This window comes from Pseudomonas sp. ADPe (assembly GCF_014843515.1).
Classification (GTDB): Bacteria; Pseudomonadota; Gammaproteobacteria; order Pseudomonadales; family Pseudomonadaceae; genus Pseudomonas; species Pseudomonas citronellolis.
The window spans coordinates 2,281,878-2,307,068 of sequence record NZ_CP062122.1; the positions used below are offsets into that span (position 1 = coordinate 2,281,878).

The following is a 25,191-nucleotide window of genomic DNA, read 5'->3' on the forward strand; positions in this document are numbered from 1 at the left end:
GACGGCAGCGGCAGGATCAGTAACCGAGGGAGAAATCTTCCTCGGCCATGTCCATCAGGTTGCTGGCGCCGGACAGCATGGCGGCGACGTGAGCGCGGGTACGCGGCAGGATGCGCTGGAAGTAGAAGCGCGCAGTCTGCAGCTTGGCCTTGTAGAAGCCCTCCTCGCTGGTGCCGGCCGCCAGTTTCTCGGCAGCCAGGCGCGCCATGTCGGCCCAGAAGTAGGCCAGGCAGGCGTAGCCGGAGAACATCAGGTAGTCCACCGAAGCGGCACCGACTTCCTCGCGGTCCTTCATGGCGGCCATGCCGACCTTCATGGTCAGCTCGCCCCACTCCTTGTTCAGCGCGGCCAGCGGGGCGACGAATTCCTTGACGGCTTCGTTGCCTTCGTTGGCCTGGCAGAACTTGTGCACGATCCTGGTGAAGCCCTTGAGCGCCTCGCCCTGGGTCATCAGCACCTTGCGGCCCAGCAGGTCCAGCGCCTGAACGCCGGTGGTGCCTTCGTACAGCATGGAGATGCGGCTGTCGCGGACGTTCTGCTCCATGCCGTGCTCGGCGATGAAGCCGTGGCCGCCGTAGATCTGCACACCGTGGTTGGCCGCTTCGAAGCCGACTTCGGTCATGAACGCCTTGGCGATCGGGGTGAGGAAGGCCAGCATCGCGTCAGCGGCTTTCTTCTGCTCTTCGTCCTGGCTGCGCTGGACGATGTCGACCTGCTTGGCGGCGAAGTACAGCATGGCGCGGTTGCCTTCGGCGAACGCCTTGGCGGTCAGCAGCATGCGGCGCACGTCCGGGTGCACGATGATCGGGTCGGCGGCCTTTTCCGGGGCTTTCGGGCCGGTCAGCGAACGCATCTGCAGACGCTCGCGGGCGTAGGCGATGCCCCCCTGGAAACCGATCTCGGCGTGGGCCAGGCCTTGCAGCGCGGTGCCCAGGCGAGCGGTGTTCATGAAGGTGAACATGCAGTTCAGGCCCTTGTTCGGCGGGCCGATCAGGAAGCCGGTGGCGGCGTCGAAGTTCATCACGCAGGTGGCGTTGCCGTGGATGCCCATCTTGTGCTCGATGGAGCCGCAGGAAACGGCGTTGCGCTCGCCTACGCCGCCTTCTGCGTTGGGCAGGAACTTCGGCACGATGAACAGCGAGATGCCCTTGGTGCCCTGCGGGGCGTCGGGCAGGCGGGCCAGCACGATGTGGACGATGTTGTCGGCCATGTCGTGTTCGCCGGCGGAAATGAAGATCTTGGTGCCGGTGACCTTGTAGGTGCCGTCGGCCTGGGGCTCGGCCTTGGTGCGCAGCATGCCCAGGTCGGTGCCGCAGTGCGGCTCGGTCAGGCACATGGTGCCGGTCCACTCGCCGGACACCAGCTTGGTCAGGTAGGTGGCCTGCTGCTCCGGGGTGCCGTGGGCGTGCAGGGTGTTCATGGCGCCGTGGGACAGGCCCGGGTACATGCCCCAGGACCAGTTGGCCTGGCCGATCATTTCGCTGATGGCCATGCCCAGGGATTCCGGCAGGCCCTGGCCGCCGTGCTCGACGTCATGGGCCAGGCTCGGCCAGCCGCCTTCGACGAATTGCTGGTAGGCCTCTTTGAAGCCGCTGGGGGTCTTCACGCCCTCGGGGCTCCAAGTGCAACCTTCCTGGTCGCCGACGCGGTTCAGCGGGGCGATCACCTGTTCGCAGAACTTGGCACCCTCTTCGAGGATGGCATTGACCATGTCCGGCGTGGCGTCCTGGGCGCCCGGCAGGTTCTGGTAGTGCGCTTCGTAGCCCAGCAGCTCGTCGCGAACGAAACGGATATCACGCAAGGGGGCCTTGTAATCAGGCATAGCGGTAAACCTCTACGAAGGGTTCTGGTTAATGGGCGACCGGTGCTTGCGGTCGCTGTACGGGAGCGTTCCCGGCCGCCCAGCCGATGCGCCGCGCGCCTCGACTCTCAAACAGGCGTTTGAAACATACGTTTACGCCCTACCCTTGTCAAGCGCGCAAACCGACCGCCCGGTCACGCGCAAGGGCACGGGCCAGAGCGCTGCATTCGCGGGTATCGATAGGGATAAGTAAAGCCCAGCCGCAGGCCGTCGACAGACGACTATCCGAAGCTGCTGAGAGGAAATTCTGAAGGGAGGAAAAGCGTCAGACGCTGATGTCGATCAGCGTCCCGAGGGTTTCGTCGGCGGTCTGCAGGACGCGGCTGGACGCCAGGGCGGCGTACTTGCTCATTTCCATGTCCACCACGGGCCGGGCGATGTCGTCCTTGGCCACGGGCTGCGCGGCCACCTGGGCGGCGGCACGGTCGACCTGCTGCAGGCCGCGCTGCAGCCCCTGCAGACCGGTACTGAATGCGTTACCGGAGATTTCCATGGTCGATCTTCCTCGCTGGAACCTGCCGCCTATTCAAACAGGATCGCCGATGATATTCAAAGGCCATCAGTCCGGAAGATCGAGAATGCCCAGGTCCAGGTGCGCGGCCACTGCCATGGGCGTCGGCGCGGCCAGGTGCGGCACGCGGCCGATGCAGGGCGCCGGCAGACGTTCGGCGAGGGTCGCCAGGTTCTCTTCCAGGCGCGAGGTCCTGGGGTCGACGATGTTCGCCACCCAGCCGGCCAGCGGCAGGCCGTCGCGCAGGATGGCCTCGGCGCTGAGCACCGCATGGTTGATGCAGCCCAGGCGCACGCCCACCACCAGGATCACCGGCAGGTCGAGGCGGATGGCCAGGTCCGACAGGCTCTCTTCGCCGGCCAGGGGCACGCGCCAGCCGCCGGCGCCTTCCACCAGGGTGAAGTCGGCGCCACGCGCCAGCACGTGGCGCACCGGCCCGGCCAGGGTGTCCACGTTCAGCGCCACGCCGACTTCGCGGGCCGCCAGGTGCGGGGCGATGGCCGGTTCGAAGGCGAAGGGGTTCACCTCCTCGTAGGCCAGCGGCAGGCTGCACTCGCCCAGCAGGGCCAGGGCGTCGCCGTTGCGCAGGCCCTCGGGACGGCGCTCACAGCCGGAGGCCACCGGCTTGGCGGCGGCGGTGGACATCCCGGCCATGCGCGCGGCGTGCAGCAGGCCGGCGGCGATGGTGGTCTTGCCGATTTCGGTGTCGGTGCCGGTGATGAAAAACGCGTGTGGCATGGGGTTCCTCAAGGGCTATACGTGTAGGTGCCGGCTGCGCCGAGGGGCTTTCGTAGGATGGGTTGAGCTTGCGAAACCCATGCGGTGGCGGTGATGGGTATCGCTTCGCTCAACCCATCCTACGGGCGTCGTGTTTGCCGGAGTCCCCTCCTACGAAGAGATGGGTTTGCGCAGGATGGCGTGGACCACCCTATAAGTCGCCGGCAGCCCCTCGGGCTGGCGGAAGCGTTCGTAGGCCTCGATCAGCGCCCGCACCCTCGCCCGCCCGGTGAGCCCGCCGGGGCGGCCGGGGTTGAGGTTGTGGGCGCCCAGGGCCTTGAGTTCGTGGGTCAGGCTGCGCAGATCGGGGAAGTGCAGCACGCGGTCTTCGGTGGACAGCTGCAGCACTTCCAGCCCGCTGGCCGCGCATTGCGCCTGGTAGTCGGCGAAGGCGCGGAAGCGGTTGACGTGGACGAAGCCGTCCACCGCCTGCCAGCTGGCGCGCAGCTCGCCGAGGGTGCCGATGCACAGGCTGCTGAAGGCGAACACGCCGCCCTCGCGCAGCACCCGGCGCGCCTCGCCGAGCACCGCCGGCAGGTCGGCGCACCACTGGATGACCAGGCTGGAGAACAGCAGGTCGCAGCATTCGCCGCGCAGCGGCAGGCGCTCGGCGTCGCCACCGATGAAATGCTGCGCGCCGCCGTGCTCGCGGGCATGGCGCAGCATGCCTTCGGCGATGTCCACCGCCAGGCCTTCGGCTTCGGCAAAGCGCTGGGCCAAGGCACGGCTGAAGTGCCCGGTGCCGCAACCCAGGTCGAGCCAGCGACGCACCGCCAGCTCGGCCGGCAGGCGCGCCAGCAGGCTGTCGCCGACGCCGCGCTGCAGTTCGGCCACCGCATCGTAGGTGGCGGCCGCACGGGAGAAGGAAGCGGCGACCTGGCGCTTGTCCGGCAGCGCGCCGCCCAGGGGATCAGACATCGTCGCCCTCGTGGATGAAAGCCAGGATGGCCGCGGCCACCTCGTCCGGGCGCTCCAGCGGCAGGCCGTGGCTGGCGCCGGCGATGGTGTTCACTTCCACGTCCGGCAACCAGCCCAGCAGCGCATCGGCGGCGCCGGCCGGGACCAGCGCGTCGTTGCCGGCGAACAGGTGCAGCTGCGGGCCGTCGTAGCGCTCCAGCGCCGCGCGGGTGTCCAGGCGCCCCAGGAGTTGCAGGCCGGCGCTCAGCGCCCCGGTCTCCAGCGCCGGCAGCGCCACCTGCAGCTGCCGCGCCAGGGTGCGGGCGTCGCGGGCGCCCTGGCTGACCAGCAGGGTGAAGCGCTTGCGCGTCAGTTCCGGCTCCAGCAGGAAGGCTTCGAAGAAGTCCTCGAAGACGCTGTTGGGCATGGCCTGCGGCCAGTCGTCGAGCTGGCGGAAGCTGGCATTGGCGGCCAGGGTGATCAGCCCGCGGCAGGCCTCGCCGCGGCGCGCGACCAGCTCGGCGGCGAGCATGCCGCCCAGGGACCAGCCGGCCAGCCAGCTGCCCTCGGGCAGCTCGTCGTCCAGTTCGTCCAGCCATAGCGCCGGGTCGGCCTCGCGCGGCAACGGCTCGATGTGCACGTGCAGGTGCGGCGCCTGCTCCAGCAGCGCGTCGCGCAGCGGCTCCAGGGGCGCGCTGCCCAGGCCCCAGCCGGGCAGCAGTATCAGTTGGTCACGCATCCTCGCCCTCCTCGGCATCGAGTTCCGCCAGCAGGCTGGTGGAGACCTGGCGCCAGCTCTGCTCCAGGGCTTCGAGCAGGCGGTCGACCTGCTCCTCGCTGTGGCTGGCGCTGAAGGTCACGCGCAGGCGCGCGCTGCCGGCCGGCACGGTGGGCGGGCGGATGGCGCCGACCAGGATGCCGTGGTCGCGCAGCGCGGCCGACAGCGCCATGGCCTGGCGGCTGCCGCCGATGAGGATCGGCTGGATCGGCGTGAAGCTGTCCATCAGCGTCAGGCCGATGGCCTCGGCGCCACGGCGGAAGCGCGCGATCAGCCTGCCCAGGTGCTCGCGGCGCCAGCTCTCGGCGCGCAGCAGTTCCAGGCTCTTCAGCGTGGCGCAGGCCAGCGCCGGCGGCTGGCTGGTGGTGTAGATGTACGGGCGGGCGAACTGGATCAGCGTCTCCACCAGTTCCTCGCTGCCGGCGACGAAAGCGCCGGCGGTGCCGAAGGCCTTGCCCAACGTCCCGACCAGCACCGGCACGTCGTCCAGGCCCAGGCCGAAGTGTTCGACAATGCCGCCGCCATTGGCGCCCAGCGGGCCGAAGCCGTGGGCGTCGTCGACCATCACCCAGGCGCCGTGGCGCTTGGCTTCGGCGCACAGCGCAGGCAGCTCGGCGAGGTCGCCGTCCATGCTGAACACGCCGTCGGTGACCACCAGGGTGTTGCCCTCGGCCTTGCCCATGCGCTGCGCCAGGCTGGCCGCGTCATTGTGCAGGTAGCGCGAGAAGCGCGCGCCGCTGAGCAGCCCGGCGTCCAGCAGCGAAGCATGGTTGAGGCGGTCTTCCAGCACGGTATCGCCCTTGCCCAGCAGCGCGGTCACCGCGCCCAGGTTGGCCATGTAGCCGGTGGAAAACAGCAGCGCGCGCGGCCGCCCGGTAAATTCGGCCAGAGCCAGTTCCAGCTCGTGGTGCGGGCCGCAATGGCCATTGACCAGGTGCGAGGCGCCACCGCCCACGCCCCAGCGCTCGGCGCCGGTGCGCAGCGCGGCTATCACCTCGGGATGGTTGGCCAGGCCCAGGTAGTCGTTGGAACAGAAGGCCAGCATCGGCCGGCCGTCGACCCGCACCAGCGGGCCCTGCGGCGACTCCAGCAACGGCCGCTGGCGGTAGAGATCGTCCGCCTGGCGCTGGGCGAGGCGGGGGGAGAGATCGAAGGACATGGCAGGAAGCTCGAAGCGAGAAGCTGAAAGCTAGAAGCCCGGACCGGCTACTTCAAGCTTCCGGCTTCAAGCTTCCAGCTTGCCGTCGTCAGACGGCCGAATAGAACAACTGCGAATCGCGCTGCTCGACCAGGGCCTGCTCGATGGCGGCCTGGTGCACTTCGTCGGCGTGCTCCTCGCGCTCCTCGGGCTTGATGCCCAGGCGGGCGAACAGTTGCATGTCCTTGTCGGCCTGCGGGTTGCGGGTGGTCAGCAGCTTCTCGCCGTAGAAGATCGAGTTGGCGCCGGCCATGAAGGCCAGGGCCTGCATCTGCTCGTTCATCTGCTCGCGGCCGGCGGACAGGCGCACGTGGGACTTCGGCATCATGATCCGGGCCACGGCCAGGGTGCGGATGAAGTCGAAGGGATCGACGTCCTTCTCCTCGGCCAGCGGGGTGCCCTTGACCTTGACCAGCATGTTGATCGGCACCGACTCCGGGTGCTCCGGCAGGTTGGCCAGCTGGATCAGCAGGCCGGCGCGGTCGGCCACCGACTCGCCCATGCCGAGGATGCCGCCGGAGCAGATCTTCATCCCCGCCTCGCGCACGTAGGCCAGGGTCTGCAGGCGCTCGCCGTAGGTGCGGGTGGTGATGATGTTGCCGTAGAACTCCGGCGAGGTGTCGAGGTTGTGGTTGTAGTAGTCCAGCCCGGCCTCGGCCAGGGCCTGGGTCTGCTCCTGGGTCAGCTTGCCGAGAGTCATGCAGGTTTCCAGGCCGAGCTTCTTCACGCCCTTCACCATTTCCAGCACGTAGGGCATGTCCTTGGCCGAGGGGTGCTTCCAGGCGGCGCCCATGCAGAAGCGGGTGGAGCCGATGGCCTTGGCCTCGGCGGCCGCTTCCAGCACCTTCTGCACTTCCATCAGCTTCTGCTTGTCCAGGCCGGTGTTGTAGTGGCCGGACTGCGGGCAGTACTTGCAGTCTTCCGGGCAGGCGCCGGTCTTGATCGACAGCAGGGTCGAGACCTGCACGCGGTTCGGGTCGAAGTGCGCGCGGTGCACCGTCTGCGCCTGGAACAGGAGGTCGTTGAAGGGCTGCTCGAAGAGCGCCGTCACTTCGGCGAGGGTCCAGTCGTGGCGGGTGGCGATGGAGGCGGTTGCACTCATGGGGAATTCCTTCGGACGCGGGCTGACGCCTCGTTGTTCTCGGCCGCCACGGCAGGGCGCGACGGTTCAGGCTTTGGAGGCATGATATGTAAGCCTTGGTCGCTGTCAACCAAGTTGAAGTCACAAGTCGACAAGTGACTATTATTTGAACAATCATTCATGCGCCGTGAACCTGGGGGCAGAACGCCACTCCAACAGCACAGGCACTCGAAGGAATCCCGCGAGCTCATGGAAACAGAAGGCACTTTCGACTGGCTCGGCCAGACCCTCGGCAAGGCGATCCGCTTCGTCGTCGACCTCCTTTCCGGCCTGCTGGGCGCCATCTGGGCGGCCATGGACCAGTTCCTCCACGGCCTGGCCCGGGCCATCGGAATGGACGTGTCGATCTTCAGCTTCGTCCTACTCTTCCTCGGCCTGTTGCTGCTCTACAGTGGCATCCGCGCCTTCGTCCGGCGCTCCTTCTTCGGCGGCATCCTGCTCACCGTGCTCGGCCTGATCGTGATGAGCTGGCTGATCCACTGAGCGTCCGCCGGGGCCTCACCCGGAGGACGCCACCCTGCTCACCTTCGCCCGCCTGCGCGAGCTTTTCGTTCTGCGGCCGGACTGCCTGTTCTGCGGCGGCCCGGCCGATACCGGCCTGGCGCTGTGCGCCGGCTGCGACGCCGACCTGCCCTGGCTGGGCGGCCACTGCAACACCTGCGCCCTGCCGCTGCCGGAGCACGGCCTGACCTGCGGCGAATGCCTGCGCCGGCCGCCGCCCTTCGAGCAGGTGCTGGCGCCCTGGCGCTACGCCTTCCCGCTGGACGGCGCCATCACCCGCTTCAAGCACCAGGCCGACCGGCCCCTGGGCCGGCTGCTCGGCCAGTTGCTGGGGCGCCACCTGCGCCACGCCTTCGCCGAGGGGTTGCCGCTGCCCGACCTGCTCCTGCCGGTGCCCCTGGCCCCGCGCCGGCAGCGCCAGCGCGGCTTCAACCAGGCCGAGCTGCTGGCCCGGCGCCTGGCCGCGGACCTCGGCCTGCCCTGGCGCCAGCCGCTGCGCCGGGTGCGCGACACCCCGGCGCAACAGGGCCTGGACAAGGCCGAGCGAAAGCGCAACCTGCGCCAGGCCTTCGCCCTGGACGACGGCGCGGCCCTGCGCGGCCTGCACCTGGCGCTGGTGGACGACGTGCTGACCACTGGCGCCACCGCCACGGCCCTGGCGCAACTGCTGCGACGTGCCGGCGCCGCGCGGGTGGACGTCTATTGCCTGGCCCGCACGCCGAAGCCGGGCTGAGCCCGGCGCCGGCAGCCGACGGATTCCACTTGCCTTTTGCCGGCGCAGCTACCAGCCTCGCCCTATCGCGAACACAACAACGAAAACGATGACCAGCCTCAGCCTTCTCACCCAGCACGTCACCCGCCGCCCGCAACGCATCGCCCTGCTCGCGCAGATCGCCGCGCAGGGCTCCATCACCCAGGCCGCCAAGGCCGCCGGCATGAGCTACAAGACCGCCTGGGATGCGGTGGACGAGCTGAACAACCTCGCCGAGCGCCCGCTGGTGGAACGCAGCGTCGGCGGCAAGGGCGGCGGCGGCGCGCGCCTGACGCCGGCCGGCGAACGCCTGCTGGCGCTGTACCAGCGCCTGGAGGAACTGCGCGAGCGCATGCTCGAAAGCATCGAGGAAGACGGCGAGGACCTGGAGCTGATCGGCCGTCTGATGCTGCGCACCAGCGCGCGCAACCAGTTGCACGGGCGCGTCTGCAGCATCGAGCCGGCGGGCCTGAACGACCTGATCGGCGTCGACCTGCCCGGCGGCGCGCGCATCCACGCACGCATTACCCGCGAAAGCACCGAGAAACTGGAGCTGCGCGAAGGCCTGCCGGTGATCGCGCTGATGAAGGCCGGCTGGCTCTACGTCGACCTGCCGCAGATCGAATGCCCGGCCGGGCTCAATGCCCTGGAGGGGCGCATCGAGGACATCCGCGAGGCCGGCGACGGCCCCAGCGAAGTGCGCATCCAGTTGCCCGGCGGGCAGATGCTCTGCGCCCTGGTGGATCAGGAACGCATCGACATCCTGCGCCTGGCCGCCGGCAGCCGGGTGCGCACGCAATTCTCCCCGGCCCAGGTGATCCTCGGCACGCCGGTCTGAGCGAAGCCTGCCTTGAATCAAGGGCCGGCGCCGGCCGTGGGGTTCCAATAGGCCATTCCACTGCCGGAGCCCCCCGCCCATGCGCCGCTTCCTGATCTCCCTGCTGCTGGCGTGCAGCGCCCTGCTGCCGTCGCTCGGCCAGGCCACTCCCGACGTGCTGCGCGTGGCCAGCGGCCATCAGCCGATGGCGGCCCTGGAGGCGCTGGCCGACCAGTACCAGTTGCAGACCGGCAACAAGGTCCTGCTGATCGAGGGCGACAGCGCCGAGCTGGCCCGCGACATCGGCCAGGGCATGGCCTTCGACCTGTTCTTCGCCGACGACGGCGCGCACAGCGTGCAGGCGCTGCACACCCGGGGCCGCGGCGAAGCGCCGCTGCCCTATGCCTGCGCCCCGCAACCGCAGTACTACCAGGTGCTGGTGGAAGGCCCGCGGCGCGAGCTGGCGGAGCGTTTCTTCAGCTACCTGAAGGCACATCCCGAGGCGCTGGCAAAGGCCGGCTTCCAGTTCAGCGCCTGCGGCAACTAACGCCGGCCCCGCAGGAGAACCCCACGTAGGATGGCGTTGAGCGAAGCGATACCCATCACCATGACCCCATGGGTTTCGCCAGAGCCTCCCCAGGCGTAATGGCGCAGGGGCCAGCAATCCCGTGGCGGTGTGCGTAGACTAGGGGCCTGTTCACTGCCCTGGATCGCAGCCATGTCCCATCCCTTCTCCGCCCTTACGCCCGACCTGGTCCTCGACGCGGTGGAAAGCCTGGGCTACCTCAGCGACGCCCGGGTGCTGGCGCTCAACAGCTACGAGAACCGCGTCTACCAGGTGGGCATCGAGGACAGCGAGCCGCTGGTGGCCAAGTTCTACCGCCCCGGACGCTGGAGCGACGCGGCCATCCGCGAGGAACATGCCTTCTCCGCCGAGCTGGCCGAATGCGAGGTGCCGGTGGTGGCGCCGCTGGTACGCGACGGCGAAAGCCTGTTCGAGTTCGCCGGCTTCCGCTTCGCCCTGTTCCCGCGCCGCGGCGGCCGCGCGCCGGAACCGGGCAACCTGGATCAGCTTTACCGACTCGGCCAGTTGCTCGGCCGCCTGCACGCGGTGGGCGCCGTCCGCCCCTTCCAGCACCGCGAGCAACTGACTGTGGATAACTTCGGCCATGAATCCCTGGCCACCCTGCTGGAAGGCAACTTCGTGCCCAAGAGCCTGCTGCCGGCGTACGAATCGGTGGCCCGCGACCTGCTCAAGCGCCTGGACGCCCTGTTCGCCGACAACCGCTACACCTCCATCCGCCTGCACGGCGACCTGCACCCGGGCAACCTGCTGTGCCGCGACGAGGTCTACCACATGGTCGACCTCGACGACTGCCGCATGGGCCCGGCGGTGCAGGACCTGTGGATGATGCTGGCCGGCGAGCGCCAGGAGCGCCTGCTGCAGCTCTCCGAGCTTATCGACGGCTACCAGGAGTTCCACGACTTCGACCCGCGCGAACTGCCGCTGATCGAGGGCCTGCGCACCCTGCGCCTGATGCACTACAGCGCCTGGCTGGCGCGGCGTTGGGACGACCCGGCGTTCCCGCCGAGCTTCCCCTGGTTCGGCAGCGAGCGCTACTGGGGCGAGCAGGTGCTGGTGCTGCGCGAGCAGCTGGCGGCGCTGGACGAGGAGCCGCTGCGGTTGTTCTGAGCCATCCAATCGTGCCCATGCAGGAGCGCGCCCTGCGCGCGATTCGCGGGCCCGTTTGTGCGGGGGAAACGCCGTGCCTCACGGAACGCATAGGGGCACGGAATCGAGCGAGCAGGCCTGCGGCCCCCTCACCCTAACCCTCTCCCGGAGGGAGAGGGGACCGTTCGGAGTACACGGGTATTTCGGCGTTAGCCGGCTAGCACAGGGATCGCCGGCTGAAACCAGGCCTCCTCCCGGCACGGACTGGCTCCCTCTCCCTCCGGGAGAGGGGTCCGTTCGGAGTACATGGGTGTTTCGGCGTCGGCCGGCTGGCACAGGGATCGCCGGCTGAAACCAGGCCTCCTACCGGCACGGACTGGCTCCCTCTCCCTCCGGGAGAGGGACCGTTCGGAATACATGGGTGTTTCGGCGTTAGCCGGCTGGCACAGGGATCGCCGGCTGAAACCAGGCCTCCTCCCGGCACGGACTGGCTCCCTCTCCCTCCGGGAGAGGGGACTGTTCGGAGTACATGGGTGTTTCGGCGTTAGCCGGCTAGCACAGGGCTCACCGGCTGAAACCAGGCCTCCTCCCGGCACGGACTGGCTCCCTCTCCCTCCGGGAGAGGGGACCGTTCGGAGTACACGGGTGTTTCGGCGTTAGCCGGCTGGCACAGGGATCGCCGGCTGAAACCAGGCCTCCTCCCGGCACGGACTGGCTCCCTCTCCCTCCGGGAGAGGGCTGGGGTGAGGGGAAAGCCCGAGCGCCGATGCCATTCCCCTGTAGGAGCGCGCCCTGCGCGCGAAACCGCGGGCAGGGCCCGCTTACGTTGTTTTCTAGGTTCCCGCGGTTTGGCCGCGGCGTAACGTCCGCCGTTACGCCCGGCAGAAACTGAACGCACAGACAACATCGGCCGCGCCCCCTAGAATGGCGCGGCCACTCTTTTCTTCTGCCGCAAGGACGTCCGATGGCCACCGCCAATCCCCGCCGGGGCTATGCCCTGGGCCTGACCGCCTATGTCATCTGGGGACTCTTCCCGGTCTACTTCAAACTGCTGGAAAGCATTCCCGCCCTGGAAATCATCACCCACCGGGCCATCTGGTCGGCGCTGTTCGGCGCCGCCCTGCTGCTGGTGTGGAAGCACCCCGGCTGGTGGCGCGAGCTGCTGGACAACCCGCGGCGCCTGGCCGTGCTCGGCGCCAGCGGGGTGCTGATCGCCAGCAACTGGCTGGTCTACGTCTGGGCGGTGAACAACGGGCACATGCTCGAAGCCAGCCTGGGCTACTACATCAACCCGCTGATCAACGTGCTGCTCGGCCTAGTGGTGCTGCGCGAGCGCCTGCGCCCGCTGCAATGGGTGGCCGTGGGCCTGGCGGCCCTGGGCGTGGCCCAGCAGGTCTGGCAGCTGGGCAGCCTGCCCTGGGTGTCGCTGGTGCTGGCGCTGACCTTCGGCTTCTACGGGCTGATCCGCAAGCAGGCGCCGGTGGACGCCCTGCCCGGCCTGGTGGTGGAAACCTGGATGCTGCTGCCGCTGGCCCTGGGCTGGCTGCTGCTGTTCGCCGACGGCCCCAGCGCCCACCTGGCCTTCTGGACCACCCCGCAGGCGCTCTGGCTGGCCGCCGCCGGCCCCATCACCCTGGTGCCGCTGGTGTGCTTCAACGCCGCGGCGCGCCACCTGCCCTACGCGACCCTGGGCTTCCTGCAGTACATCGCGCCGACCCTGGTGCTGCTGCAGGCCGTCCTGCTGTTCGGCGAACACCTGGACTCCACCCGCCTGGTGGCCTTCGGCTGCATCTGGCTGGCGCTGGTGGTGTACAGCGTGGACATCTGGTACCGCCTGCGGCGCGCCTGATCACTTCCTGAGCGACCAGCTGCAGGCCCCCGACGGGCAGGGCCTGCAGCCAGGTATCCGAAACTTTTCCACAGCTTCATCCAGCGCTGCCGGGGATAACCCCACAGCGCCGCCGCACGACCGGAGCACCGTAACGGCGGCGAGAATGGCTGCTCAGAACTCGTACAAACGCCTGTAAGGCTCGCTGATAAAGGCCCCTGGCAATCTACCCAGGGGTTTTCCACAGGGCTTTCCCGGGTTTCTGTGCAGGGCTGCGACGGCCCTGGCGCATTTTTGATCACTTCCCGCAAACCCAGCATCCACGCCACCTGTAGCCAGGCATACAGCAGTTGCCCACAGCGCGACCCACGGTTTTTGTGCAAAGACGTGGATAAACCGCCGCCCATGCAACCCGTCCCATGCGCGGATCATTTTCTGATCGGTCCGCCGAAGGCCACGTATGACACAGCCTGTAGCCATCCATCCACAGCCCGCCAACAGGACAACCCACGGCAACTGTGGGCAACGCCGGGCAGGCTGTTCACAGCCGAGCGTTGCGCTACAAAGCACTGCCTGGCGGGCCTCGCAGCGCTTCACGCACATTTCCTCAACAGACTTATGCACAGGCCGGAGGCCTTTTACCTGTGCATCAGTCCTCCTTGTGGAAATTCAGATCCACCATGAGATCGTCGGCCAGAGCCTCCAGGTGCTGCTGCAACTGCTCCAGCGGCAACGTCAGCGGCACCGCCAGCACCGCGTCGGCGTGGAACAGCGGCTCACCGCTCATGGGCGCCGGCAGCACCTCGGTGGTCAGCCGCTCCAGGTTGACGCCGTGTTCGGCCAGCAGGCGAGTGATGTCGCGGACGATGCCCGGGCGGTCGTTGCCCACCAGGTCGAGGTGGATCGGCTTCCAGTTGCAGGAGGGCTCGATGCCGCTGTCGGCCAGCAGCACACGGATGCCGTGCTCGCCCAGCTCCTGCAGGCCTTCCACCAGTTCGTCGTAGCCTTCGGCCGGCACCGCCACCCGCAGGATCCCGGCGAACTGCCCGGCCATGCGCGACATGCGGCTCTCCAGCCAGTTGCCGCCGTGGCCGGCGATGCATTGGGCGATGCGTTCCACCAGCCCCGGCTGGTCCTGGGCGATGATGGTGAGCACGAGATGATTCATGGCAGCCTCCTGCGTCGATGCGTCAGCCCCGGGCCTGGCCCAGGTCCAGCCAGTAGGTGTAGAAACGTTCGTCACGCTGGTAGCCCAGGCGCTCGTAGAGGCCCTGGGCGTTGCGGTTGTCCTTCGCCGTTTCCAGCTGCAGGCCGCAGGCGCCGCTGGCCTCGGCGTGGGCGCGGGCGGCGTTCATCAGCGCCTCGCCATAGCCGTCGCGGCGCGCCGCGGGGATCACGTAGAGGTCGCTGAGCAGCCATGCCGGGCGTAGTGCCAGGGAGGCGAAGAAGGGGTACAACTGGACGAAGCCCAGGCCCACGCCGTCGATGCTGCGCGCCAGGTAGACCACCGACTCGTGGCGCTCCAGGCGCTGGCCGAGAAAGTCGCGGATGTCCGCCGGGGGCGCCGGCACTTCGTAGAAGTCCAGGTAGCCGGCGAACAGCGGTACCAGGTCGTCAAGGTCGGCAAGGGTGGCGCGGGCGATGGGCATGGTGATCCTCCGAGGGTGAAGCCTGAGTATAGGCCGCGGCGCGGAGCCAGCTGCGACGGGGCGTCGCAGGTTCCTCGCCGAATAAATCGTGTACTGTTTTCAGATTTATCTGGAACAATCCACCAGTTTTTTGCGAACATTATTGCTGCTACGTGACTGAGATGCGTTCTTTGGTCTAACCGCGACGCAAGCCCACTGATTTTTCCCACGGCATCATGTAGTATTCCGCGGCTCGGACTACAAGGCGTCTTGCCTGGGTTCCGAGCTGGTCCTGAGCAGAGTGAGGCAAGCAATGACTGAACGCGTTCAAGTCGGTGGCCTGCAGGTCGCCAAAGTCCTGTTCGACTTCGTCAACGACGAAGCCATCCCCGGTACCGGCGTAGACGCCGGCAAGTTCTGGGCAGGCGTGGAGGCCGTGGTCAACGACCTGGCCCCGAAGAACAAGGCCCTGCTCGCCAAGCGCGACGAGCTGCAGGCCAAGATCGATGGCTGGCACCAGGCCCGCGCCGGCCAGGCTCATGACGCCGCGGCCTACAAGGCCTTCCTGCAGGAGATCGGCTACCTGCTGCCCGAAGCCGAAGACTTCCAGGCCAGCACCCAGAACGTCGACGAAGAAATCGCCCACATGGCCGGCCCGCAGCTGGTGGTGCCGGTGATGAACGCGCGCTTCGCCCTGAACGCCTCCAACGCCCGCTGGGGCTCGCTGTACGACGCGCTGTACGGCACCGACGCCATCAGCGAAGAGAACGGCGCCGAGAAGGGCAAGGGCTACAACAAGGTCCGCGGCGACAAGGTCATCGCCTTCGCCCGCGCCTTCCTCGACGAAGCCGCGCCGCTGGAATCCGGCAGCCACGTGGACGCCACCGCCTACAGCGTGAACAACGGCGCGCTGGTCGTCGCCCTGAAGAACGGCAGCCGGAGCGGCCTGAAGAACGCCGCCCAGTTCATCGCCTTCCAGGGCGAGGCGGCCAAGCCGCAAGCCGTGCTGCTCAAGCACAACGGCCTGCACTTCGAGATCCAGATCGACCCCGCCAGCCCCATCGGCCAGACCGACGCCGCCGGCGTGAAGGACGTGCTGATGGAGGCCGCGCTGACCACCATCATGGACTGCGAGGACTCGGTCGCCGCGGTCGACGCCGACGACAAGGTGGTCATCTACCGCAACTGGCTGGGCCTGATGAAGGGCGACCTCGCCGAAGAAGTCAGCAAGGGCGGCACCACCTTCACCCGCACCATGAACCCGGACCGCGTCTACACCAAGGCCGACGGCTCCGAGCTGACCCTGCACGGCCGCTCCCTGCTGTTCGTGCGCAACGTCGGTCACCTGATGACCAACGACGCCATTCTCGACAAGAACGGCAACGAGGTGCCCGAGGGCATCCAGGACGGCCTGTTCACCAGCCTGATCGCGGTGCACAACCTCAACGGCAACACCACCCGCAAGAACACCCGCACCGGCAGCGTGTACATCGTCAAGCCGAAGATGCACGGTCCGGAAGAAGTCGCCTTCACCAACGAGCTGTTCGGCCGGGTCGAAGACGTGCTGGGCCTGCCGCGCAACACCCTGAAGGTCGGCATCATGGACGAGGAACGCCGCACCACCATCAACCTCAAGGCCTGCATCAAGGAAGCCCGCGAGCGCGTGGTGTTCATCAACACCGGCTTCCTCGACCGCACCGGCGACGAAATCCACACCTCCATGGAAGCCGGCGCCGTGGTGCGCAAGGGAGCCATGAAGACCGAGAAGTGGATCGGCGCCTACGAGAACAACAACGTCGACGTCGGCCTGGCCACCGGCCTGCAGGGCAAGGCGCAGATCGGCAAGGGCATGTGGGCCATGCCTGACCTGATGGCCGCCATGCTCGAGCAGAAGATCGCCCACCCGCTGGCCGGCGCCAACACCGCCTGGGTGCCCTCGCCCACCGCGGCCACCCTGCACGCCCTGCACTACCACAAGGTCGACGTGTTCGCCCGCCAGGCCGAACTGGCCAAGCGCGCGCCGGCCTCGGTCGACGACATCCTGAGCATTCCGCTGGCGCCCAACACCAACTGGAGCGCGGAAGAGATCAAGAACGAGATCGACAACAACGCCCAGGGCATCCTCGGCTACGTGGTGCGCTGGATCGACCAGGGCGTCGGCTGCTCCAAGGTGCCGGACATCAACGACGTCGGCCTGATGGAAGACCGCGCCACCCTGCGCATCTCCAGCCAGCTGCTGGCCAACTGGCTGCGCCACGGCGTGATCACCGAGGAGCAGGTGGTCGAGAGCCTCAAGCGCATGGCCGCGGTGGTCGACCGGCAAAACGCCAACGACCCGCTGTACCGCCCGATGGCGCCGAACTTCGACGACAACGTGGCCTTCCAGGCTGCGCTGGAACTGGTGGTCGAAGGCACCAAACAGCCCAACGGCTACACCGAGCCGGTGCTGCACCGCCGTCGTCGCGAATTCAAGGCGAAAAACGGCCTCTGATTCGCGCCTGCGTAAGCTGAAAAACCGCCCTTCGGGGCGGTTTTTTCATTTCCGGCCCGCCTTTTTCCCGAAAACCGACAGGCGCCGATTGCGCAGGCTGCTTGCACTTTGCGATCATTTGCGAATAGTTATCGTTTTGTCGTTCATTCCGAATCGGGGGTGGGGGAGCAAAGGTGTCGGCAGTCCAGACTGGCAATGGTGAATTCGTAGGCGCGCTCTACCGCGACCACCGCGACTGGCTGCTCGCCTGGCTCAATCGCAGCGTCGGCTGCCCGCAGCGCGCCGAGGACCTCGGCCAGGACACCTTCGTGCGCATCCTCGGCCGCCGCGAGCTGCCCAGCCTGCGCGAGCCGCGGGCCTTCCTGGTGACCGTGGCCAAGGGCCTGCTGGTCGACCATTGGCGCCGCCAGGCGCTGGAGCAGGCCTACCTCGACGAGCTGCTGCAGTTGCCCGAGGCCGAACAGCCCTCGGTGGAGCAGCAGTTCCTCATCCTCGCCGACCTGCGCGAGATCGACCGCCTGCTGGGCAAGCTGTCCAGCCGCGCGCGCAGCGCCTTCCTGCTCAACCGCCTGGATGGCCTGGGCCACGCCGAGATCGCCGAGCGCCTGGGCGTGTCGGTGCCGCGGGTGCGCCAGTACATCGCCCAGGGCCTGCGCCAGTGCTACATCGCCCTGTACGGCGAGCCGACATGAAGGGCCCGGTCTCGGTCCGCATCCTCGACGAGGCCATCGCCTGGCAGTTGCGCCTGGGTTCGGGCGAGGCCCATGCCGAGGACGAAGCCGCCTTCGCCCACTGGCACGCCGCCCACAGTGAACACGCCCGCGCCTGGCGCCAGCTGGGCATGCTCGACCGCAACCTGAGCGCGGCCGCCGGCCCCGCGGCGCGCAGCGCCTTGTTGCGCGCGCCGGGCGAATCGCGGCGCAAGCTGCGCCGGCTGGCCGGCACCGGCCTGTCGCTGCTGCTGGCCGGGGTGCTGGCGCTGGGCGTGGGCAACCGCTACCTGCCGCTGCGCTACGCCCTGGCCGACGTGGTCACCGGCACCGGCGAGCTGCGCGAACTGCGCCTGCCCGACGACACCCTGGTGCAACTGGACAGCCGCACCGCCCTGGACATCCGTTTCGACGCCAGCGAGCGGCGCATCGTCCTGCTCAGCGGCGAAATCATGGTGCAGACCGCCCACGGCGACAGCCGCCCATTCATCGTCGAAACCCGCGACGGCCGCCTGCGCGCCCTGGGCACCCGCTTCCTGGTGGAACGCCAGGCCGACGGCACCCTGCTCAGCGTGTTGCAGTCGGCGGTGGCGGCCAAGCCCGAGCGGGGCCGCGACGAAACCGTCGTCCCCCAGGGCCGCCACGTGCTGCTGCGCGCCGACGGCCTGGGCCCGCTGGAGGCCAACAGCGCCACCGCCGACGCCTGGACCCACGGCATGCTGGTGGCCGACAACATGCGGCTGGCCGACCTGCTGGAGAAACTCGGCCAGTACCGCAGCGGCTACCTGGGCCTGGACCCGGCGCTGGCCGACCTGCGCATCAGCGGCAGCTTCTCCCTGCGCGACACCGACCTGGCCCTGGATTCGCTGCCGCCGAGCCTGCCAGTGCGCATCGAGCGGCACGGCGGTTGGTGGGCGAAGGTGGTGCCGCGCGGCTGAGCCCCTGCCAGCCGCGCGAAACGCTCTTCGTAGGATGGGTTGAGCCTTGGCGAAACCCATGCGGCCATGGCGATGGGTATCGCTTCGCTCCACCCATCCTACGTTCGTGTTTCTCCTGCCATGCCGCTACAAGGCATGGCGCCGACCTGGTAGCCGGATCGCGGATGGAATCCGCCCCTACGCGCGGCCGGGCGGTCCGGAAACAGGCCCCGCGAAATTTTTTTCCGCACAGCCCTATCACTTTCCGATTGTCGTCCGGCAATGAGGCGAACGAGACATATTCACATCCAGGAGTGAATCCCCGATGCCGTCCCCCACCATGGCCTTCCGCCCGCACCTGCTGGCCGCCGCCATCCTTCTCGCCAGCCCGCTGGCTTGCGTCGCAGCCGATGCCATGCGCGACTACCAGTTGCCCGCCGCCCCGCTGGCCAGCACCCTCAACCGCATCGCCGCGCAAGCCGGCATCAGCCTGAGCATCGACCCGGCCCTGGCCAACGGCCGCAGCGCCCATGCCGTGCAGGGCCGCTTCGACGGCCTCGGCGCGCTGCGCCAGGCGCTGGAAGGCACCGGCCTGGAGCTGGTGGAGAACGCATCCGGCAGCTACAGCGTGCGCCCGCTGCCCAAGGACACCCTGGCCATGGGCGCCACCACCGTGAGCGCCGTGCAGGAAGACCCGGACGGCCCGGCCGTGGGCTACCTCGCCACCCGCACCCGCGCCGGCACCAAGACCGACAGTTCGATCCTCGAGACGCCCAAGTCGATTTCCGTGGCCACCCGCGAGCAGATGCAGGACCGCAACGTGCAGAACCTCGACGACGCGGTGCGCTACATGCCCGGCGTGATCGCCAGCAGCTACGGCAGCGACACCCGCGCCGAATGGCTGAAGGTGCGCGGCTTCGAGCCCACCCAGTTCCTCGACGGCCTGCCGCTGCCCAAGGGTTCCTACACCATGCCCAAGCTGGAAACCTGGGACCTGGAGCGCGTCGCCCTGCTGCGCGGCCCGGCCTCCTCGCTGTACGGCCAGACCCCGCCCGGTGGCCTGCTGGACATGGTCAGCCGCCGCCCGCAGGAAGAAAGCAGCCATGAAGTGCAGCTGCAGGTCGGCAGCTACGAGCACAAGCAGATTTCCTTCGACAGCACCGGCAAGATCGACGACCAGGGCAAGATGCTCTACCGCGTCAGCGGCGTGGTGCGCGACAGCAACACCCAGGTCGAGCACGTCGACAGCAAGCGCTACAACATCGCGCCCAGCGTGACCTGGAACTTCGACGAAGACACCCGCCTGACCTTCCTCTCGCAGTTCAACCGCGACGATACCGGCATCACCAGCCAGTTCCTGCCGCTGCAGGGCACAAAGCTGTCGACCCCGGCCGGCAAGGTGAAGTACCACGAGAACCTGGGCGACCCGGACTGGGAGTTCTACGACAAAACGTACTACGCCCTGGGTTACGCCTTCGAGCACCGCTTCAACGACGTCTGGCAATTCCGCCAGAACCTGCGCTACACCAAGAGCGACCTGTCGTTCCAGGGCATCACCGCCGGCGGCTGGGCCACCGCGGTGAGCGACGACGGCACCGTGGCGCGCGGTGCCAACGTGGTCAACGAAGACATCAGCCAGTTCGCCATCGACAACAACTTCCAGGCCGACTTCGCCACCGGCCCGGTCAAGCACACCCTGCTGCTGGGTCTCGACCACCAGCGCGCCAACACCAACTACCAGTGGCTGTACGGCAGCGCGCCGAGCAGCAACATCAAGCAGCCGATCTACGGCCAGGATTTCAGCAACGTCAGCTACACCGCGTACAACGACTACAACCAGAAGATGCGCGACACCGGCCTCTACGCCCAGGACCAGATGTCCCTGGACAACTGGCGCCTGACCCTCGGCGGCCGCCATGACTGGGCCCACACCGGCTCGAAGTTCTACAACGCCGGCGGCGCCACCGACACCCGCCGCGACAGCCAGTTCAGCGGCAACGCGGCGCTCAGCTACGTGTTCGACAACGGCCTGGCGCCCTACATCTCCTACGCCGAGTCGTTCCAGACCGAGGCCGGCGGCAACAACGGCATGGCCTTCGAACCGAGCACCGGCAAGCAGTACGAACTGGGCATCAAGTACCAGCCGCCCGGCCGCGACCTGCTGCTCAGCGCCGCCGTCTACGACCTGAAGCGGCAGAACATCGTGCTCTCCGACTCCCTGGGCCGCAGCAACCCGGTGGGCGAGGCGCAGGTGCGCGGCCTCGAACTGGAAGCCGTCGGCAACGTCACCGACAACCTCAAGGTGACCGCCGCCTACACCTACTCCAACAGCAAGATGACCAAGGTCGCCGACCCGCTGGACAAGAACCGTCCGCTGCCGCTGACGCCGGAGAACCAGGCCTCGCTGTGGGCCGACTACACCTGGCACGAAGGCCTGCTCGACGGCTTCGGCATCAGCTTCGGCACCCGCTACGTGGGCGAGACCGACAACATCGCCATCGGCAGCATGGCCTACGTGCGCGACAAGTCGGACGGCCACACCGGCTCCTACACCCTGTACGACGCCGCGGTGCACTATGACCTCGGACGCGTGGACAACAGCCTGAAAGGGCTGAGCGTGGCGGTGAACGCGAACAACGTCTTCGACAAGGAATACATCTCCACCTGCGACGGCTTCTACTGCTACTACGGCGACCGCCGCAACGTGGTCGCCAGCCTCGACTACAAGTTCTGACCTCCGGCCGCCACGGCGGCCACCCCACACGGCGCGTTCCCCGCGCGCCGTTCGCCTCCCGGCGCGTGGCGCGCTACAGTGCGCCTTCCAACGGCCACGCCCGGGAGCCTCCCCAATGCCGCAAAGCCCGCGATTCCTGCCCGCCCTGCTCGGCCTTCTGCTGAGCTGCGTCGCCCACGCCGCCGACCCGCAGTACTACCCCCTGACCAAGGGCGCCGCGCCCCAGGCCGTGGCCATGCTCGACGATGGCCGGCTGTGGTACGTCGCCGAGGGCAACGGCTCGCTGGGCCGCTTCGACCCGCAAAGCGGGCAGGACGAGCAGGTCAGCCTGGGCAAGGGCTCGGTGCCGCGCGCCGTGCTGGCTGGCCCGGACGGCGAGGCCTGGATCGCCGACAGCGGCCTCAACGCCCTGGTCCGCGTCGACCCGGACCGCCTCGGCAGCGAGGTGGTGCCGCTGCCCAAGGAAGCCGCCGACGCCGGCCTGGACAGCCTGGTGTTCGATGACGACCACGACATCTGGTTCACCGGCGCGAAGGGCTTCTACGGCCGCATCGACCCCGCCACGCGCAAGCTCGAAGTCTGGGCCACGCCCGGCGGCAAGGGCGCCCAGGGCCTGGCGGTAACGCCCGACGGCCAGGTCTGGTACGCCTCCGCCGACGACGACAGCATCAACCGCATCGACCCCCTCGGCCAGGCCGTCACCCGCTTCCCGCTGCCCGAACAGGGCGGCCGGCCGCAGCAACTGGGCGCCGACTCCATCGGCCGGCTGTGGGTGAGCGAGGCCGGCAGCGGCCGGCTCGGCCGCTTCGACCCCAGCGACGGCAAGTGGAAGAGCTGGCGCCTGCCGGGCGACCATCCGCAGCCCGGCGCGCTCTACGTCGATGCCATGGACCGCGTGTGGCTCAGCGACCTGGGCGGCGACGCCGTGCTGCGCTTCGACCCGCAGAGCGAGAAATTCACCGCCTACCCCAGCGACCAGGCCGAGGCCCGCGTCAGCCAGCTCAGCGGCCGCCCCGGCGAGGTCTGGGGCGCCGACGCCGGCAGCGACCGCCTGCTGGTCATCCGCGAGTAACCAGGAGATTCCATGAGCCTCACACTCACCCTGTTCCACGCCCCCGCCTCGCCCTTCGTGCGCAAGGTCATGGTGCTGCTGCACGAGACCGGCCAGCTCGACAAGGTGCGCCTGCAAGCCGCCAACCTCAGCCCGGTGAGTCCGGACAACGGCGTCAACGCCTGCAACCCGGCGGGAAAGATCCCCTGCCTGCGCCTGGCCGACGGCCAGGCCCTGTACGACAGCCGGGTGATAGTCGAATACCTCGACCAGCAGCACGCCGGCGCACCGCTGATCCCCCGCGAAGGCCCGCAGCGCTGGCGGCGCCTGACCCTCGCCGCGCTGGCCGACGCAATCATGGACGCCGCCGTGATCAGCCGCTACGAAACCTTCGTGCGCCCCGAGGAGAAGCGCTGGGATGGCTGGCTGCAAGGCCAGCAGCAGAAGATCGAACGCGCCCTGGCGCACTTCGAGGGCGAGGCCTTCGCGGCGCTGAACGAGCGCTTCGACATAGTCGCCATCGGCCTGGCCTGCGCCCTGGGCTACCTCGACTTCCGCCGCCCCGACTGGGCCTGGCGCGAGCAGTACCCGAAGCTCGCGGCCTGGTACGCCGAGGCCGCCCAGCGCCCGTCCCTGCAGGCCACGCAGCCGGTCTGACGGAGCGGCGCGGCGTCGACGGCGGATAACGCTGGCGCGTTATTCGCCCTACGAAAAGCCTACGGCAGCCCCTCGTAGGATGGCGTTGAGCGAAGCGATACCCATCACCAGACCGCATGGGTTTCGCAAGCTCAACCCATCCTACGAAGAGCGGGTCCAGCCTTGCTCGCGAACCCTTCCCCGCGCACCCGCAGCACCAGCACCGCGATCTGCCGCGCCAAGCGCCGGCCGGCCTGGCGCTCCTCGCGCAACCCGCGCCAGGCGCTCATCGCCGCGCGCCCCAGTAGTACAGCGGCAGCGCCAGCAGCAGGCCGAGCTGGGCGAAGCCCGCGCACAGTTCCAGGAAGGAACGCACATGGGGATTGTTCGCCGCGTCCCGGGCGCCGGTGAGGCCGTCCCAGAAATCCGCCGGCGGCAGGTGCAGCGCCAGCCAGGCCAGCGGCTTGCCGCTGGCGGCGAGCCAGGCGATCAGCTCGAAGTGGCCGACGAACATCAGCAGCGGCAGGGCCATCACGCTCAGCAGCAGGCCGCTGGCCAGGCACAGGGTGAAACGTGTCAGCAGGTGCATGGTGGCCTCCTTCAGCCTTCGTGGCTCACTTCGTCCAGGGAGAAGCTCGGCTCGTCCGCGCGTCGGCCGACGCCGTACCAGTCCAGCCGGCGGGTCAGCGCCATCACCCCGGCGAGCAGCGCGAACAGCAGCAGCGAGCCCATCAGCAGCGCATAGTCCTCGGCCCGCAACAGGCCGTAGAGCATGGCGTAGAGCAGCGCCAGGCCGGCGCCGAAGGCACAGCCGCGCACCACGCTGCGCAGCACCGTGCACAGGTAGAAGCCGATCAGCGCCACGCAGGCGCCGGCGGAGGCCAGGTAGGCGCGCTCGAAGCCGATGTGCTCGGCCAGCGACAGCAGCAACAGGTAGAACAGTGCCAGGGCCAGGCCGACCAGCGCGTACTGCACCGGGTGCAGGGCCAGGCCCTTGAGCACCTCGAAGAGGAAGAAGCCGGCGAAGGTCAGGCCGATGAACAGCAGCGCGTACTTCAGCGCGCGGTCGGCCTTGAGGTACTGGTCCACCGGGTCCACCAGGCTGACGCCGAAACCGCGCGAGTCGAAGGTGTCGCAGCCCTTGCCGGCGAAGCAGTTCTGCAGCGCCTCTTCCATGCTGCTGGCGAAGAAGCTGGTGCGCCAGCGCGCGCTGAAGCCGTCGGCGCCGATGCTGCGCTCCACCGGCAGGAACTCGCCGCCGAAGCTGGGGTGCGGCCAGTCGGCCTTGAGGTTGACCTGGCTGTCGCGGCCCACCGGGGTGATGTCCAGCCGCGAGCTGCCCAGCAGGGCCAGTTCGAAGGCGTAGTCGAAGCGCTGCTCGGCGGCGCTGGCCTCCAGCGGCAGCGCCGCGTGCACGCCCTCGCCCAGGCGCTGCGAGCGGCTGCCGGGGGCGAAGTCCAGGGTGCGGCCGTCGAGGCTCAGCTTGAGGGCGTTCTGGATGCCGCGCACGTCGCTGATGCCCACCGCCAGGAACGGCTGCTCGAAGCGGTAGCTGGCCAGGTCGTCGCCCACGCCATAGTGCGCCGGCACCACGAAGCTGCCGCTGACGCGGCTTTCCAGGTGGAACAGGCGCGCCTCGTAGATGCCGCGGTGGCGCAGCTCGGTGGTCATCTGGCCATCGACCAGGAAGGTCTCCGGCAGGAAGTACAGGCGCCCGCGCTTCTCCCGCTGCACCTGCACGCGGGTGCCGCTGCGTTCGTCGCGCTCCCACTCCAGCACCTGGCGCACGTAGGGCACCACCAGCAGCGGCCCTCGCAGGCGCTGGGCGTAGGCGGAGCTGCGGGCGATGTCCTGCAGCACGCCGTCGCGGTAGGCCTGCCGCTCGCCGACCAGGCCGTCGATCATCAGCAGGGGGACCAGTAGCAGGAGCATGAGCACGGCGATGGCGCCGAGCTTGAGGAGCAGGGGGCGGTTCATGGGGGACTCTCCGGGGGTTGGGGTGGTGGAGAGTCTGGGTCGGTACTGTGGGGGCTTCGTGGTGGGGGGATGGGGAGATTGTGGGGATTGTGTGGAGGCTTGGCTTTGGTGTGGTGGGTGGGCGCCTTTCCCTCTCCCTAACCCTCTCCCTGAAGGGAGAGGGGACCGTTCGGAGTGCTTGGGTATTTTGGAGTTAGTCGGCAACACCGAAGGTCTCCGACTGAAACCATTCCTCCTCTCGGCACGGACAAGCCCCCTCGTCCTTCAGGGAGAGGGGGCCGTTCGGAGTGCTTGGGTATTTTGGAGTTAGCCGGC

General features: G+C 68.5%; 23 protein-coding genes. 12 read left to right on the forward strand and 11 right to left on the reverse strand.

Annotated elements, in window-relative coordinates; translation table 11 throughout:
* Positions 1-16: 16 nt before the first annotated feature.
* The 7 genes from IG194_RS10465 to bioB all read right to left on the reverse strand — a co-directional run bounded on the left by IG194_RS10465 (position 17) and on the right by bioB (position 7,124).
* On the reverse strand, positions 17-1,822 hold the full coding sequence (locus tag IG194_RS10465) for a phenylacyl-CoA dehydrogenase (RefSeq protein ID WP_058487643.1): 1,806 nt from the start codon (positions 1,820-1,822) through the stop codon (positions 17-19).
* 304 nt (positions 1,823-2,126) lie between these two features.
* Positions 2,127-2,354 carry a hypothetical protein gene (locus tag IG194_RS10470; protein WP_009615495.1) on the reverse strand — a complete coding sequence of 76 codons (228 nt, stop codon included), beginning with the start codon at positions 2,352-2,354 and terminating at the stop codon, positions 2,127-2,129.
* Positions 2,355-2,420: 66 nt separating this feature from the next.
* Positions 2,421-3,110, reverse strand: coding sequence for a dethiobiotin synthase (bioD, locus tag IG194_RS10475; protein ID WP_009615494.1), 690 nt, complete (start codon positions 3,108-3,110; stop codon positions 2,421-2,423).
* Between the two features lie 150 nt (positions 3,111-3,260).
* Positions 3,261-4,067, reverse strand: coding sequence for a malonyl-ACP O-methyltransferase BioC (gene bioC, locus IG194_RS10480; RefSeq protein ID WP_058487644.1), 807 nt, complete (start codon positions 4,065-4,067; stop codon positions 3,261-3,263).
* Positions 4,060-4,785, reverse strand: coding sequence for an alpha/beta fold hydrolase (locus tag IG194_RS10485; protein WP_058487645.1), 726 nt, complete (start codon positions 4,783-4,785; stop codon positions 4,060-4,062). Before IG194_RS10485 ends, bioC begins: the two co-directional genes overlap by 8 nt.
* The gene (gene bioF, locus IG194_RS10490; protein ID WP_058487646.1) at positions 4,778-5,983 is read right to left on the reverse strand and encodes an 8-amino-7-oxononanoate synthase; all 1,206 of its coding nucleotides are present in this window, start codon (positions 5,981-5,983) and stop codon (positions 4,778-4,780) included. The genes IG194_RS10485 and bioF overlap by 8 nt, the downstream gene beginning before the upstream one ends.
* An 88-nt stretch (positions 5,984-6,071) precedes the next feature.
* Complete coding sequence (bioB, locus tag IG194_RS10495) at positions 6,072-7,124, reverse strand: biotin synthase BioB (RefSeq protein ID WP_043319184.1); 1,053 nt, start codon at positions 7,122-7,124, stop codon at positions 6,072-6,074.
* A gap of 228 nt (positions 7,125-7,352) precedes the next feature.
* On the opposite strand from bioB, the gene IG194_RS10500 reads away from it, so the two are divergent.
* From IG194_RS10500 to rarD, 6 genes are all read left to right on the forward strand, one after another.
* Entirely contained in the window at positions 7,353-7,646 is a 294-nt protein-coding gene (locus IG194_RS10500) for a hypothetical protein (protein WP_009615487.1), read from the forward strand.
* A 52-nt stretch (positions 7,647-7,698) separates the two neighbouring features.
* Entirely contained in the window at positions 7,699-8,397 is a 699-nt protein-coding gene (locus IG194_RS10505; protein WP_082996400.1) for a ComF family protein, read from the forward strand.
* 88 nt (positions 8,398-8,485) lie between these two features.
* On the forward strand, positions 8,486-9,253 hold the full coding sequence (locus IG194_RS10510; protein WP_058487648.1) for a TOBE domain-containing protein: 768 nt from the start codon (positions 8,486-8,488) through the stop codon (positions 9,251-9,253).
* Positions 9,254-9,332: 79 nt separating this feature from the next.
* Positions 9,333-9,779 (forward strand): substrate-binding domain-containing protein, encoded by a 447-nt coding sequence (locus tag IG194_RS10515; RefSeq protein ID WP_058487649.1) that lies wholly within the window; start codon positions 9,333-9,335, stop codon positions 9,777-9,779.
* 171 nt (positions 9,780-9,950) lie between these two features.
* Positions 9,951-10,925 carry a serine/threonine protein kinase gene (locus tag IG194_RS10520; protein ID WP_058487650.1) on the forward strand — a complete coding sequence of 325 codons (975 nt, stop codon included), beginning with the start codon at positions 9,951-9,953 and terminating at the stop codon, positions 10,923-10,925.
* Positions 10,926-11,868: 943 nt separating this feature from the next.
* Complete coding sequence (rarD, locus tag IG194_RS10525; RefSeq protein WP_009615478.1) at positions 11,869-12,753, forward strand: EamA family transporter RarD; 885 nt, start codon at positions 11,869-11,871, stop codon at positions 12,751-12,753.
* A 628-nt stretch (positions 12,754-13,381) separates the two neighbouring features.
* Here rarD and IG194_RS10530 read toward each other — a convergent pair.
* Both IG194_RS10530 and IG194_RS10535 read right to left on the reverse strand, forming a co-directional pair.
* Entirely contained in the window at positions 13,382-13,900 is a 519-nt protein-coding gene (locus tag IG194_RS10530) for a glycine cleavage system protein R (RefSeq protein ID WP_009615475.1), read from the reverse strand.
* Between the two features lie 22 nt (positions 13,901-13,922).
* Positions 13,923-14,381 carry a GNAT family N-acetyltransferase gene (locus IG194_RS10535; RefSeq protein ID WP_009615473.1) on the reverse strand — a complete coding sequence of 153 codons (459 nt, stop codon included), beginning with the start codon at positions 14,379-14,381 and terminating at the stop codon, positions 13,923-13,925.
* A gap of 292 nt (positions 14,382-14,673) precedes the next feature.
* Here IG194_RS10535 and IG194_RS10540 point away from each other — a divergent pair, with 292 nt between their 5' ends.
* From IG194_RS10540 to IG194_RS10565, 6 genes are all read left to right on the forward strand, one after another.
* Positions 14,674-16,851: a malate synthase G gene (locus IG194_RS10540; protein ID WP_058487651.1), complete on the forward strand. Its 2,178-nt coding sequence runs from the start codon at positions 14,674-14,676 to the stop codon at positions 16,849-16,851.
* A gap of 173 nt (positions 16,852-17,024) precedes the next feature.
* Positions 17,025-17,543 (forward strand): RNA polymerase sigma factor, encoded by a 519-nt coding sequence (locus IG194_RS10545; protein ID WP_058487652.1) that lies wholly within the window; start codon positions 17,025-17,027, stop codon positions 17,541-17,543.
* Positions 17,540-18,499 (forward strand): FecR family protein, encoded by a 960-nt coding sequence (locus IG194_RS10550; RefSeq protein WP_058487653.1) that lies wholly within the window; start codon positions 17,540-17,542, stop codon positions 18,497-18,499. Before IG194_RS10545 ends, IG194_RS10550 begins: the two co-directional genes overlap by 4 nt.
* Positions 18,500-18,803: 304 nt before the next feature.
* The gene (locus IG194_RS10555; protein ID WP_058487654.1) at positions 18,804-21,212 is read left to right on the forward strand and encodes a TonB-dependent siderophore receptor; all 2,409 of its coding nucleotides are present in this window, start codon (positions 18,804-18,806) and stop codon (positions 21,210-21,212) included.
* Positions 21,213-21,327: 115 nt separating this feature from the next.
* The gene (locus tag IG194_RS10560; protein ID WP_058487655.1) at positions 21,328-22,284 is read left to right on the forward strand and encodes a hypothetical protein; all 957 of its coding nucleotides are present in this window, start codon (positions 21,328-21,330) and stop codon (positions 22,282-22,284) included.
* Between the two features lie 12 nt (positions 22,285-22,296).
* Positions 22,297-22,920 (forward strand): glutathione S-transferase, encoded by a 624-nt coding sequence (locus IG194_RS10565; RefSeq protein WP_058487656.1) that lies wholly within the window; start codon positions 22,297-22,299, stop codon positions 22,918-22,920.
* Positions 22,921-23,185: 265 nt separating this feature from the next.
* Here the strand turns inward: IG194_RS10565 and IG194_RS10570 are convergent, their stop codons facing one another.
* Positions 23,186-23,488 carry a hypothetical protein gene (locus IG194_RS10570; protein ID WP_058487657.1) on the reverse strand — a complete coding sequence of 101 codons (303 nt, stop codon included), beginning with the start codon at positions 23,486-23,488 and terminating at the stop codon, positions 23,186-23,188.
* A gap of 11 nt (positions 23,489-23,499) precedes the next feature.
* Entirely contained in the window at positions 23,500-24,876 is a 1,377-nt protein-coding gene (gene creD / locus IG194_RS10575; RefSeq protein ID WP_058487658.1) for a cell envelope integrity protein CreD, read from the reverse strand.
* Positions 24,877-25,191: the final 315 nt, after the last annotated feature.

Bases quoted from the DNA above. Each gene is read 5' to 3' on its own strand.
- IG194_RS10465 (WP_058487643.1), bottom strand. From the start codon at position 1,822: ATGCCTGATTACAAGGCCCCCTTGCGTGATATCCGTTTCGTTCGCGAC.
- IG194_RS10470 (WP_009615495.1), bottom strand. From the start codon at position 2,354: ATGGAAATCTCCGGTAACGCATTCAGTACCGGTCTGCAGGGGCTGCAG.
- bioD (WP_009615494.1), bottom strand. From the start codon at position 3,110: ATGCCACACGCGTTTTTCATCACCGGCACCGACACCGAAATCGGCAAG.
- bioC (WP_058487644.1), bottom strand. From the start codon at position 4,067: ATGTCTGATCCCCTGGGCGGCGCGCTGCCGGACAAGCGCCAGGTCGCC.
- IG194_RS10485 (WP_058487645.1), bottom strand. From the start codon at position 4,785: ATGCGTGACCAACTGATACTGCTGCCCGGCTGGGGCCTGGGCAGCGCG.
- bioF (WP_058487646.1), bottom strand. From the start codon at position 5,983: ATGTCCTTCGATCTCTCCCCCCGCCTCGCCCAGCGCCAGGCGGACGAT.
- bioB (WP_043319184.1), bottom strand. From the start codon at position 7,124: ATGAGTGCAACCGCCTCCATCGCCACCCGCCACGACTGGACCCTCGCC.
- IG194_RS10500 (WP_009615487.1), top strand. From the start codon at position 7,353: ATGGAAACAGAAGGCACTTTCGACTGGCTCGGCCAGACCCTCGGCAAG.
- IG194_RS10510 (WP_058487648.1), top strand. From the start codon at position 8,486: ATGACCAGCCTCAGCCTTCTCACCCAGCACGTCACCCGCCGCCCGCAA.
- IG194_RS10515 (WP_058487649.1), top strand. From the start codon at position 9,333: ATGCGCCGCTTCCTGATCTCCCTGCTGCTGGCGTGCAGCGCCCTGCTG.
- IG194_RS10520 (WP_058487650.1), top strand. From the start codon at position 9,951: ATGTCCCATCCCTTCTCCGCCCTTACGCCCGACCTGGTCCTCGACGCG.
- rarD (WP_009615478.1), top strand. From the start codon at position 11,869: ATGGCCACCGCCAATCCCCGCCGGGGCTATGCCCTGGGCCTGACCGCC.
- IG194_RS10530 (WP_009615475.1), bottom strand. From the start codon at position 13,900: ATGAATCATCTCGTGCTCACCATCATCGCCCAGGACCAGCCGGGGCTG.
- IG194_RS10535 (WP_009615473.1), bottom strand. From the start codon at position 14,381: ATGCCCATCGCCCGCGCCACCCTTGCCGACCTTGACGACCTGGTACCG.
- IG194_RS10540 (WP_058487651.1), top strand. From the start codon at position 14,674: ATGACTGAACGCGTTCAAGTCGGTGGCCTGCAGGTCGCCAAAGTCCTG.
- IG194_RS10550 (WP_058487653.1), top strand. From the start codon at position 17,540: ATGAAGGGCCCGGTCTCGGTCCGCATCCTCGACGAGGCCATCGCCTGG.
- IG194_RS10555 (WP_058487654.1), top strand. From the start codon at position 18,804: ATGCCGTCCCCCACCATGGCCTTCCGCCCGCACCTGCTGGCCGCCGCC.
- IG194_RS10560 (WP_058487655.1), top strand. From the start codon at position 21,328: ATGCCGCAAAGCCCGCGATTCCTGCCCGCCCTGCTCGGCCTTCTGCTG.
- IG194_RS10565 (WP_058487656.1), top strand. From the start codon at position 22,297: ATGAGCCTCACACTCACCCTGTTCCACGCCCCCGCCTCGCCCTTCGTG.
- IG194_RS10570 (WP_058487657.1), bottom strand. From the start codon at position 23,488: ATGCACCTGCTGACACGTTTCACCCTGTGCCTGGCCAGCGGCCTGCTG.
- creD (WP_058487658.1), bottom strand. From the start codon at position 24,876: ATGAACCGCCCCCTGCTCCTCAAGCTCGGCGCCATCGCCGTGCTCATG.